This is a genomic window from Nocardia thailandica NBRC 100428 (assembly GCF_000308795.1).
Lineage (GTDB): Bacteria > Actinomycetota > Actinomycetes > Mycobacteriales > Mycobacteriaceae > Nocardia > Nocardia thailandica.
This window is the reverse complement of the sequence record NZ_BAGK01000125.1, coordinates 1-11,422: the sequence shown is the minus strand read 5'-3', so window position 1 is coordinate 11,422 and position 11,422 is coordinate 1. Positions and strand designations below refer to the sequence as shown.

Sequence of the window (11,422 nt, the reverse complement as noted above, 5' to 3'; positions counted from 1 at the left end):
ACGGTCATCCAGCCCGAGGACCGGGGGCCCCAGATCATCCGCGGGCGCAGCGCGCACGTGGTGAAGCCGGGGGCGTTCGCGGCGAGCACGTGCTGCTCGGCGACGGTCTTGCTCGCGACGTAGAGGCTCTTGGGCGCGGTGACGTAGGGCTCGGACTCGTCGATGCCGAAGCGGTCGGCCTCGTAGGAGGTGGCCACCGACGGGGTGCTGACGTAGACGAAGCGCCCGGTGCCCGCCTCGCGCGCCGCGGCGAGCAGGGCCCGGGTCCCGTCCACGTTGGCCGCCCAGAACTGTTGTCGTGTACCGACTTCGGAGACCAGGCCGGCGCTGTGGTAGACCACGTCGGCGCCGTGGCAGGCGGTGCGCAGTGAGGCGGGATCGGTGAGATCGCCGGTGACGATCCGCGCGCCCGTCAGCTCGGCCACCGCCGATTCGCGGCCGGGACGCACCAGGACCGACACCTCGTCGCCCGCCGCGAGCGCGGCCTGGGCGATGTGGCTGCCCAGGAATCCGGTGGCACCGGTGACCAGGACCTTCATCGTTTCGTTCCCTCTCGCGTGGTGGTGTGGCCCAGCGTGGCGGCGGCCCAGGGCGCCAGTTCCTCGCGGCCGATCTTGGCGTTGTGGCGGATGTCGACCGGGAAGCCCGGGTGCGGCAGGAACACCGTCAGCGCGCCGGTCAGCGGCGAGGTCCGCGCCAGCTGCCACAGTTCCCGCTGGAGCCGCGCCACGTCGGTGACGCCGTCGCGGGTCTCGAAGCAGACCACCGGGATCTGGCGGCCCGGCTCCCCGATGCCGACCAGCGCGGTGCGCGCGACCTCGGGATGGGTGTTGAGGATCTGCTCGCACTGCACGGTGTAGAGGTCGCCCGCGGCGGTGCGCACGCGCTGGGACAGCCGCCCGCAGAACCACAGGCGCCCCTGCTCGTCGAACCGCGCCAGGTCACCGAGGCGGTGCCACACGCGCGTCGTCCCGTCGGGGGTCGTCTCGTGGATCTTGTGCTTCGCGTCGGCCTCGGGGTTGCGGTGGTAGGCGCGGCTGACCTGCCCGCCGCAGGCCACGATCTCCCCGACCGTGCCCGGCGGCACGCGCAGGCCGTCGTGCCAGCGCTCGACGGGCTCGTCACCGACGGTGATCAGGCGCACCGAGTCGTCGAGTTCACCGGGAGCCCAGGGGGTTCCGACGCAGACGCCCGCGCCGTCGGCGGTCGCGGGCCGGGTCGCGTCCAGTTCGGCCCATTCCAGGGTGGAGACCGGCAGCGCCTCGGTGGCGCCGTAGGTGGTGAACACGCGCGCGTCGGGCCCCAGTGCCGCCCGGATCTGGGCGAGCGCGGTGAGATTCGCGGGCGCGCCCATCGAGATGACCCGCACGAGGTCGGGCAGCCGCGACGATTCCTCGGCCAGGTAGGCGCCCAGGCGGGTGAGCAGCGCCGGGGAGGCGGTCAGGTCGGTGGCGCCGAAGCGGCGGGCCACCTGGGTCAGCAGGGCCGGGTCGGCCGAGGCGACCTTGACCGGGTCGACCGGACCGAGCACCACGTGCGCGCCCTGGAGCAGGTCGAAGATGCCGAACAGCGGCACCGAGGTCAGCGACACGAACTGCCCGGCGCGCCCGTGCATCTCGGCCACCGCCGTCAGCGCGGCGGCGAAGCCGGCGCGGGTGAACTCCACGCCCTTGGCCGGACCGGTGCTGCCGGTGGTGAAGGCGATCATGAACAGGTCGCCGGGCTCGCGGACCGGCTGCGGGCGCGGCGGTTCGTCGCGCAGCGAGGCCAGGGTGTGCCCGCCCCACAGCGAACGGCCCGCGGTGACGTGCACCCGCACCGTGGCGAAGGTGCGCCGGTAGGCCAGCCGGACCAGGTGCGCCTCCGGGATGCCGACGAACGCCTCGGCGCCGACGCTGCGGAAACAGTGCAGCATCCGCCGCAGCCCCATGCCCGGGTCGACCACGACCGGCACCGCGCCGACGCGGAACAGCGCGAACAGGACCGCGAACAGGTCGGGCTCTGGCCGCACCATGACGATGGTCTTCACCCCGGCGGTGATGCCGATGCGCTCGAAGCCCGCCGCGTAGGACCGCACCCGGGTGCCGAACTCGGCGTAGGTCATGGTGCGGAAGCCGGGGCTGCCGTCCACGCGGGTGTCCACCGGGTAGGTCACCGCGGGCCGCGCGCCGCCCACGCGGATCTGTTCGTCGAGCAGCGCCGAGACGTCCCCGCCCAGCACCGGTGCGCCGGTCGCCGGCGTCACCGGGTCGGCACCCGGTAGCGCACGCACCCGGCGTTCGGGCCCGCGCCGGTGGCGACCAGCAGCAGGTCCTGGCCGGGGGTGGCGCGGTACTCGTCGAGGGCCAGGATCAGCCCGGCCGAGACCGCCTGGCGCCCGCCGGTGGCGGCCTGGTGGTGGCCGCGGAACCCGAAGCCGGCGGCCAGGCCCTCGGCCAGGCCGGGGACCGGATTGTTGGTGAGCACGATCGTCGCGGCCGGATCCAGGTCCGCTTCGGCGGCCAGGTAGGTGCGCACCGCGCGCTCGGCGGCCTCGATCGCGCGCTCGGCGAAGTCCGGGGCGACGTCGATGGTGATCGAGCGGGCGCCCTCGCGGCCCATCGCCGCCAGTTCCAGGTGCCCGCGCACGCCCGGGGCGGCCTGGGGCGCGCTGCCGACGGGGGCGAGGTACACCCGGCCGAACCCGGACCCGCCGTCGACGCCGCGGCCCAGCAGCAGCGCGCCGCCCGCGGTGGCGAACGGGAAGCGGTCGTCGTCGCCGCCGGGGTGGGCGTCGCTGCCGACCACGAGCACCCGCTCGGCGGTGCCGTTGGCGATCAGGGCGCCCGCCGCCTGCACGGCGTCGAGCACCCCGCGCGCGCCGTTGCGCAGGTCGAGGGAGAACCCGGGCCGCGAGGACCCGGATTCGTAGTCCAGGTGCATGCCGATCTCCCGCTGGATCAGCGCGGCGTTGGACGGCTCGACGACGTTGCCGTCGCGGTAGACCCCCACGTTGATCAGCACGTCGACGTCGGCGGGGCCGACCCCGGCCCGCTCCAGGCAGGCGCGGGCGGCGCGGGCCGCGTGCTCGATCGACCCCGGACCGGGGTCGACGGAGGCGGCCGAACTCATGACAACCGTGGCAGACATCTACTTCTTCACCAGCTCCCCGATCGTGGCCGACAGGACGCCGAACACCATGCCCGACGCCGTCGGCACGAAACACACCTTCGAACCCGCCGGAACCAGCCCGCGGCGCATGTAGTCGTAGAGCACCAGGAAATGCGTACTGGCGCCCGTGTTGCCGTATTTCTCGACGGTCGCCAGCCGCGGCGGCATCGCCGTCCCGTGGATCTTGGCGCCCGATTCGGCCAATTTCTCGGTGAATCCCACCCCGAGTTGGTGGAAAACCACGAAGTCGAAATTCTCGGCGGCGAAAGTGGTGCCGCGCTTGTGCAATACGTCGCGATGGAACCGCGCCCAGGTCTCGCGGCGCGGCGCGGCCTGCATGGTCAGGTTGTCGGTCAGCATGATCATGTTCTCGGTGGCGTCGCTCGGCTTGGCGATGCACAGCGGCGAGTACTCCGCGCAGGTGATCAGGTCGATGTAGTGCACGGCCTCGCCGTCGCCGACCGCGGGGTCGAGCACCACCGCGACCGCGGCGTCGGCCAGGGTCAGCGCGGCGAACTGCGGATCACGGGCGTCGACGGCCTCGGCGAGCGCGCCCGCGGTCACCGGGGAGATCACCTCGGGGGTGACCACCATGCCGGTGCGCACGATCCCGGCCCGGATCATGTTGTCCAGCAAGTAGATTCCGGTCATGGTGCCACCGCAGGCGTTGGCCACGTCGTAGCCGGTGGCGTTCACCGCGCCGATGCGGCGGGCGATCTCCTGGGCGGCGGACGGCTCGAAGACCATGCTGTAGCCGTCGTGCACGGTGGTGCCGCCGCAGATGATCACGTCCAGATCGGCGGGGTCGACCCCCGAACCCGCCATGGCGTCGAGGGCGGCGTCGACCCCCAGGGTCAGGGTGTCCTCGGTGTCGCGGTCGACCAGGTAGCGCTGGGCGATACCGGTGATCCGCTCGACGTCGAATTCACCCCCACTGGACATTCTCGCCAGTACTTCGCCGGTGGAGAACCTTCCGGACGGAAGCGCTGCACCGAGTGCTCTTATTCGCGATTCCAGCAAGACTTCGCTCCTCTCGTCGGCCACCGCGACGCTAGGGCCGGATTGTGAAGTGATGCAACCCCGTTCACGGACGTACTGGGTATTCGTGAGTGAGATCACGAATAACGGAGGTCGGGTTCTGCTCGAGCGCCGAATTTCTGACCGGAAAGTTTGTCTCCGGCGACCAATCGCCTTGCCCGGCTGGTGGATTCGCGGAATCCGGCGTTACTGTCGGCGAGGTGTCCGCCTCTCTGCGCCTCCCCGCGTCGGTGGCCGGCCTGCCGGGTCCGGCCGGTCTGCCGCTGCTCGGCAATCTGCACCAGCTCACCCCGACCAAACTGCACCGTCAGCTCGACGACTGGTGCGCGGAATTCGGCCCGCTCTACCGCATGTCCATGCCGGGCAGGCAGGCCGTCGTCGTCGGCGACCCCGAACTGAGCCGGGAGATCCTGCGCCGCAGGCCGTCCGACTTCCGCAGGCAGTCGACGATCGAGTCGATCATGAGCGAGATGGGCTCGGACGGGCTGTTCTCCTCCGAGGGCGCGGCCTGGCGCAGGCGCAGGCGGCTGGCCATGCCCGCGTTCAACGCCGCCCAGCTCACCCGCTTCGCCCCCACCCTCGAGGAGATCACCGGGCGGCTGCGCCGCCGCTGGACCGCCGCCTCCCCCGACGACATCCGCGCCGACCTGGCCCGCTACACCGTCGACGTCACCGCCAAGCTGACCTTCGACTACGACATCAACACCCTCGAGCAGTCCGGGGACGTCATCCAGCGCCACCTCGAGCACATCTTCCCGATGCTCAACCGGCGCCTGAACATCCCGTTCCCCTACTGGCGCTACGTGCGGCTGCCCGCCGACCGCGCCCTCGACCGCGCGCTGGCCGCGCTGCGCACCGAGGTCGACGCCGTCATCGCCCGCGCCCGCGTCCAGGCGCCCGCCGAACCGACCAACTTCATCGAGGCGTTCCTGCTCGCCGACGACAACGGCGAGAAGTTCAGCGACGACGAACTCTTCGCCGAGGCACTGACCATCCTCATCGCCGGGCAGGACACCACCAGCAACGCCACCGCCTGGCTGCTGCACCATCTGGCGGGCCGCCCCGAGATCCAGCGCCGCATCCGCGAGGAGGTCGCGGCCGAGCCCTCGCCGCTGCGCGCCCAGCCGTATCTCGAGGCGGTCATCGCCGAATCCATGCGCCTGCAACCGACCACGCCGCTCATGCTCATGGAGGCCATCGCCGACACCCATCTCGGCGAACTCGCGGTACCCGCGGGCACCTGGCTGGTGGTCAACGTCAGCCACGCCGCCCGGCAGCCCGACGCCTTCGGCGACCCGGAGGTGTTCGATCCCGACCGCTGGCTCACCCCCGGCGAGCGGGCCCACCACCCGGAGGTGTCGATCCCGTTCGGCTCCGGGCCGCGCTTCTGCCCCGGCCGGGGGCTGGCCATGCTCGAGATCAAGAGCGTCATCGGGATGGCCTGCACCGATTTCGACATCACCGTGCCCGCCGGCGCGCCGCCGCCCGACGACCGGTTCCACTTCGCGGTCATCCCCGTCGGCATGCGCCTGGACCTCACACCGCGCGCCTGAGCGCCCCCGACCGAGAGGACTTCCCCGTGTCCCTGGAACGACTGTCGGCCACCGACGCGACCTGGTTGTCGCTCGAATCGCCCGACATGCCCATGCACGTGGCCTACCTGATGGAATTCTCCTGTCCCGACGGGCACGCCGAACAGTTCGTCCTGCGCTGGCTCGCCGCGCATTCGGGCCCGGTCCCGGCCGCACGGCCCTGGAACCTGGTCCCGGTGGCGGGGCGGCTCGCCGGCGCGCTCGCCCTGGTCCGCGAGGTCGAGGAGATCGATCCGGCCCACCACGTCCGGCACTGGCACCTGCCCGAGGGCGCGGACCGCGACGACCTCACCCGCCTGGCCACCCGGATCCACACCACCCAGCTGGATCTGCGCCGCCCGCCCTGGGAACTGCACTTCGTCACCGGCGCCGCCCCGGACCGCTTCGCGGTGCTGCTCAAGGCCCACCACAGCCTGGTCGACGGGGTGTCGCTGGTGCGGGTCGTCGCCGAGTCGCTCACCACCGACAGCGCACGGCGCGACACCGCCCCGTTCTTCACCGTCGGCCCCGCCGCCGCGCCGCGACGCCGCTCGCCGGTCGCGGCCGTGCGCGGCTTCCTCGCGGTCCTGCTCGGTGTGCTGCTGGCCGCCTGGGACGCGGTGCGCCGCGTCCTCGGGCTGCCCGCCACCGGCCAGCACACCTACCGCCAGCCGCCCTCGATCCTCGACGGCCCGATCACCGGCGCCCGCGGACTCGCCCTGCGCCGCTACGATCTCGCCGAATTCAAGGCCGTGGCCAAGGCGTCGGGATGCACGGTCAACGATCTGCTGCTGTACCTGGTGTCCACGGCGCTGCGCGACTGGCTCGGCGCGCACGGCGAACTACCCGCCGCGACCCTCACCACCGGGGTGCCCACCGACCTGCGCGAGGGCGACGACCAGCGCGCGGGCACCCGGGCGGGCCTGATGTTCACCGCCCTCGGCACCGATCTCGCCGATCCCGCCGAGCGGCTGGCCGCGGTCAAGACCGCGATCGACGGCGCCAAGCGCCAGTTCGCCGCGCTGCCGCCCGAGGCGGTCATCGGCTACGGCCTGGCCACCACGATCCCGTGGATCCTCGGCCTGCGTGCCGGACGCACCCGCACCGCCGCCTCCCACCCGATGGGCATCTCCAACCTGCCCGGCCCCCGGCAGCCGCTGTACTGGGACGGCGCCCGCCTGACCTCGATGTACCCGATCTCGCTGCTCATGCACGGCAATTCGCTCAACGTCACCTGCACCGGCTACGACGGCGCCCTCTACCTGGGCATCCTCACCGCCGCCGACCGCCTGCCCCCGGTCGAGGAGTTCGCCGCCGCCCTGGACCGCGCGCTCGACGGGGCCGAGCGGCCCGTGGCCTCGTGACCGCGACACCCGTGCGGGACCCGCGCGCGACCACCGGGCCCGACGCCCCCGCCCGGCCGAACCTCCTCGGCCGCTGGGGCCTGCTCATGGCGCGCAGGCGCAGGCTGGTCTTCACCGTGTGGGGACTGATCCTGCTCGCGGGCGCCCTCGCCCAGCCCCAACTCGAACAACGCCTGCGCGCACCGGATCTCACCGTCGACGGCAGCGAGTCCCGCGTCGCCGCCGCGCTGGTCGCCGACCGGTTCCCGGCCCTGGGCGCCGAACAGAACGTCATCGTCTTCGACGCCGCGACCCTGACCGCCGAGGACCCCGCCTACCGCGCGGTGGTCACCGACGCGCTCGACCGGGCCCGCGCCACCGCGGGCGTCCGGGTGCTGCTGAGCCCCTACGACCGGCCCGACCGGCAGATCTCGGCCGACCACCGCGCGGCCTACGCCCTCATCGGCCTCGACGGCGACATGCCGCACCGCTCCGAGACCGCGAAGACCCTGCAGTCCGCCCTCGGCACCGCCTCCACCCCGCAGGTACGCGCGGCGCTGACCGGCGACTCGGCGGTCATCAACGACATCATCGCGGTGGAGAAGGCCGACACCACCCGCGCCGAGGCCATCGGCATCCCGGTAGCCTTCGCGCTGCTCGCGGTCGCCCTCGGCGCCCTGGCCGCGGCCCTGGTCCCGGTGGGGACCGCGCTCGCCGCGATCCTGCTGTGCGTCACGGTGCTGTTCGGGCTCTCGCTGGTGACCTCGGTCAACCCGCTCATGCTGTCGATGGCGACCATGATCGGCACCGGCGTCGGCATCGACTACGCGCTGATCGTGGTCAGCCGCTTCCGCGAGGCCCTGCACCGCGAGCGGCACGCGGGCACGAGCACCGAGGACGCCGTCGCGGCGGCGGTCGGCGAGTCCGCAGGCACCGCCGGGCGCACCGTGCTGGCCTCCGGCGTCATCGTCGTGATCGCCATGTGCTCGCTGGCCCTCGTGCCGGTCGGGGTGTTCCGCGGCGTCGCGGTCAGCGTCAGCGCGGCGGTGCTGGGCACCCTGCTGGTCGCGACGACCCTGCTGCCCGCCGTGCTCGCCGCCCTCGGCCACCGCATCGACAGGGGCGGGCTCCCGGCGTGGCTGACCGTGCCGGAGGGCGCCGACCCGGCACACAGCCGATGGGCGCGCTGGGCCCGCTGGGTCATGCGCAGGCCCGTGCTGCTCGGCGTCCTCACCGTCGCCGCGCTGGCCGCGCTCGCCTGGCCGGTGACCGGCATCCGCTACGGCAACGACATCGGGGTCTCCCAGATCCCCGGCACGCCCTCCGGGCACGCCGCCGCCGTCCTCACCGACGAGTTCGGGCCGGGGCTGCTCTCGCCCATCCAGGTCGTCGTCGGCGCCGAGCCGGGCGCGGGCGCGCGCACCGGCCCCGCCGTCGACCGCCTCGTCGGCGAATTCACCGGTGACGCAAGGGTGTCCGCGATCGACCGGATCCCGGGCCGCGACGCGGTGCTGGTCTCGGTGGTGCCCTCGGTCCCGGTGGACTCCCCCGACAGCGCCGCGCTGGTCGCGGACCTGCGGCGCTCGGCGCACACGGTCGCCGACCGCGTCGACGGCGGAGACGTCACGGTGGCCGTGGGCGGCACGACCGCCTCCTTCGCCGAGCTCACCGACACGATCACCGCGCGGATGCCGTGGGTGATCGGGGCCGTACTCGCCTGCTCGCTGCTGCTGCTCGTGGCGATGCTGCGCAGCCTGGCGCTGCCGGTCAAGGCGATCGCGATGAACGTGCTGGCCACCGGCGCCGCCCTCGGCATCACCGTCGCGATCTTCCAGTGGGGGTGGGGCGAGCAGCTGCTCGGGTTCACCAGCCGCGGCTTCCTGCAGTCGTTCCTGCCGCTGACGGTGTTCGTCATCCTGTTCGGCCTGTCCATGGACTACGAGGTCTTCCTCATCCATCGCATCCGCGAGTACTGGACCGCCTCGGCCACGCGCGACGATCACGCCAACACCGAGTCGGTCGCCGCGGGCACCGCCCACACCGCCCGCTACATCACCGCCGCGGCCGCCATCATGATCGTGGTCTTCGGTTCGTTCGTCACCGCCCGCGTCACCGAGATCAAGCAGATCGGCCTCACCTTGGCGGTCGCCGTCGCCCTGGACGCCTTCGTCATCCGCCTGCTGCTGGTCCCGGCCTTCATGAAGCTGCTCGGCCGCTGGAACTGGTGGCTGCCCACCCGGCGGCCCTGACACAGGCGGACGGGGTGGTGGGGTCTGCGGTCCCCACCACCCCGTCCGCCCGAGATACTACCAATCATTCTGCCCACCAATAACTTTCATCCACTGAGACCTTGCCTACACCCGCGGGTGGCGGCGGCGGACCCGGCGACGCCACCGCGTCGCCGGGCCGCGCGCCACCCCACCCTGGCCAGGGTGGGACCGGCACCGCCCGGTGCGGGTCCCGGAGGCGGTGGGGCGTGGAAGAATGCCCGGAATGGAGGACGAGTCCGCGGCCGGTGGCAGGCCGCCGGTGATCGAGACGCTGTCGCAGCTGCGGCTGCGGGAGCTGCTCGCCGAGGTGCAGGACCGGATCGCGCAGATCGTGGATGTGCGCGACCGGATGGACCGGCTCATGGAGGCCATGCTGGTCGTCACCGCGGGCCTCGACCTGGACAACACCCTACGCACGATCGTGCACACCGCGATCGAGCTCGTCGATGCCCGCTACGGCGCGCTCGGCGTGCGCGAGACCGATCCGGCCAGCACCCAGCTCGCCGAATTCGTCTACGAGGGCATCGACGACCGCACCCGGGTCGTCATCGGCGACCTGCCGCGCGGGCACGGCGTGCTCGGGCTGCTCATCGTCGACCCCAAACCGCTGCGGCTGAGCAAACTCTCCGACCATCCGGCCTCGGTCGGCTTCCCCGCCAACCACCCGCCGATGAACACCTTCCTCGGCGTCCCGGTGCAGGTCCGCGGCGAGGTCTTCGGCAACCTGTATCTCACCGAGAAGGCCGACGGGCACGAGTTCACCGCCGACGACGAGGTCGTGCTGCAGGCCCTGGCCGCCGCCGCGGGCATCGCCATCGAGAACGCGCGCCTCTACGAGCAGTCGCGGGTGCGCCAGCTCTGGCTCGAGGCCATCCGCGACGTGGCCACCGAACTCCTGGCAGGCAGCACCCCGGCCGAGGTGCTCGGCCTGGTCGCCGAGCGCGGGCGCACGCTGACCGGCTCGGCCTGCACCTACCTGGCCCTGCCCGAGGACCCCGACGTGCCGCACGCCGAGATCACCGAGCTGGTCATCGTCGCCGCCGCCGGGACCGGCACCGAAGCCCTGCCGGGACAGCGCATCCCGCTCGGCTCGCCCGGCTCGGGCGACGCCTTCCGCGACGGCCGCATCGTCGCCGCCGAGTCCCCGCCGCACCGCCCGCTGTTCGCCCCGACGGTGGATCTGGGCCCCACCCTCACCCTGCCGCTGCGCACCGGCGGCGTCGTCACCGGCGTGCTCACCACCGTGTTGCCCGCCGGGGTCTCCCCGCCCAGCGACGTGGACCTGGCCATGATGACCACCTTCGCCGACCAGGCGGCGGTGGCGCTGCAACTGGCCGACACCCAGCGCCGCATGCGCGAACTCGACGTCTACGCCGACCGTGACCGCATCGCCCGCGGCCTGCACGACCACGTCATCCAGCGACTCTTCGCCGTCGGTCTGTCGCTGCAGGGCACCCTGCAACGCACCCGCACCCCCGAGGTTCGCGCCCGCCTCGACGAGACCATCGACGACATCCAGGCCATCGTCCAGGACATCCGTTTCTCCATCTTCGACCTGCAGAGCAACACCGCCACCGACTCCTCGCAGTACCGCAAACGCCTGCACGACATCATCACCGGCATGACCGCCGACACCGGCCTGCGCACCACCGTGCGGCTGGCGGGCCCGGTCACGGTCCTGGAACCGCCGCTGACCGATCACGTCGAGGCGACCCTGCGCGAGGCGGTCAGCAACGCGGTGCGCCACGCCCACGCCACCACCGTCGCGGTGGAGCTGGTCGTGCGCGACTGCGTCACCGTCGAGGTCTCCGACGACGGCATCGGCCTGCCCGAGGAGCTGATCCGGCGCAGCGGCCTGGCCAACCTCGCCGCGCGGGCCGCGTCGGTGGGCGGCACCTTCGCCGTGCACGCGCGTCCCGACGGCGGTACCACGCTGACCTGGTCGGCGCCGCTGCCCTGAGACCGGGCCGACGAAGGTCCCCGACTCCGGGGCCACAGGACCCTCCCCGGCCGGGGACCGGCTGCACAGAATGTCGGGAACACACCGTGT

8 protein-coding genes are annotated in these 11,422 nt (G+C 72.7%); 4 read left to right on the top strand and 4 right to left on the bottom strand.

Annotated elements, in window-relative coordinates; genetic code table 11:
* From ON36_RS13270 to ON36_RS13255, 4 genes are all read right to left on the bottom strand, one after another.
* Positions 1-539: NAD-dependent epimerase/dehydratase family protein (locus ON36_RS13270; protein WP_043652087.1), on the bottom strand; the 539-nt coding region annotated here is incomplete at its 3' end.
* A complete protein-coding gene (locus tag ON36_RS13265) occupies positions 536-2,245 on the bottom strand; it encodes a fatty acid CoA ligase family protein (protein WP_157224866.1) in 1,710 nt (569 codons plus the stop codon). The genes ON36_RS13265 and ON36_RS13270, both read right to left, overlap by 4 nt.
* Positions 2,242-3,129 (bottom strand): hypothetical protein, encoded by an 888-nt coding sequence (locus tag ON36_RS13260; protein WP_083885112.1) that lies wholly within the window; start codon positions 3,127-3,129, stop codon positions 2,242-2,244. The genes ON36_RS13265 and ON36_RS13260 overlap by 4 nt, the downstream gene beginning before the upstream one ends.
* Positions 3,130-4,092 carry a 3-oxoacyl-ACP synthase III family protein gene (locus ON36_RS13255; RefSeq protein ID WP_052313943.1) on the bottom strand — a complete coding sequence of 321 codons (963 nt, stop codon included), beginning with the start codon at positions 4,090-4,092 and terminating at the stop codon, positions 3,130-3,132.
* Between the two features lie 296 nt (positions 4,093-4,388).
* Between ON36_RS13255 and ON36_RS13250 the strand changes: the two genes are divergently transcribed.
* The 4 genes from ON36_RS13250 to ON36_RS13235 all read left to right on the top strand — a co-directional run bounded on the left by ON36_RS13250 (position 4,389) and on the right by ON36_RS13235 (position 11,332).
* A complete protein-coding gene (locus tag ON36_RS13250) occupies positions 4,389-5,741 on the top strand; it encodes a cytochrome P450 (RefSeq protein ID WP_043652085.1) in 1,353 nt (450 codons plus the stop codon).
* Positions 5,742-5,767: 26 nt separating this feature from the next.
* Complete coding sequence (locus ON36_RS13245; RefSeq protein ID WP_043652083.1) at positions 5,768-7,123, top strand: wax ester/triacylglycerol synthase family O-acyltransferase; 1,356 nt, start codon at positions 5,768-5,770, stop codon at positions 7,121-7,123.
* Positions 7,120-9,351 (top strand): MMPL family transporter, encoded by a 2,232-nt coding sequence (locus ON36_RS13240; RefSeq protein WP_245558069.1) that lies wholly within the window; start codon positions 7,120-7,122, stop codon positions 9,349-9,351. Before ON36_RS13245 ends, ON36_RS13240 begins: the two co-directional genes overlap by 4 nt.
* A gap of 244 nt (positions 9,352-9,595) precedes the next feature.
* Positions 9,596-11,332: a GAF domain-containing sensor histidine kinase gene (locus ON36_RS13235; RefSeq protein ID WP_085999621.1), complete on the top strand. Its 1,737-nt coding sequence runs from the start codon at positions 9,596-9,598 to the stop codon at positions 11,330-11,332.
* Positions 11,333-11,422: the final 90 nt, after the last annotated feature.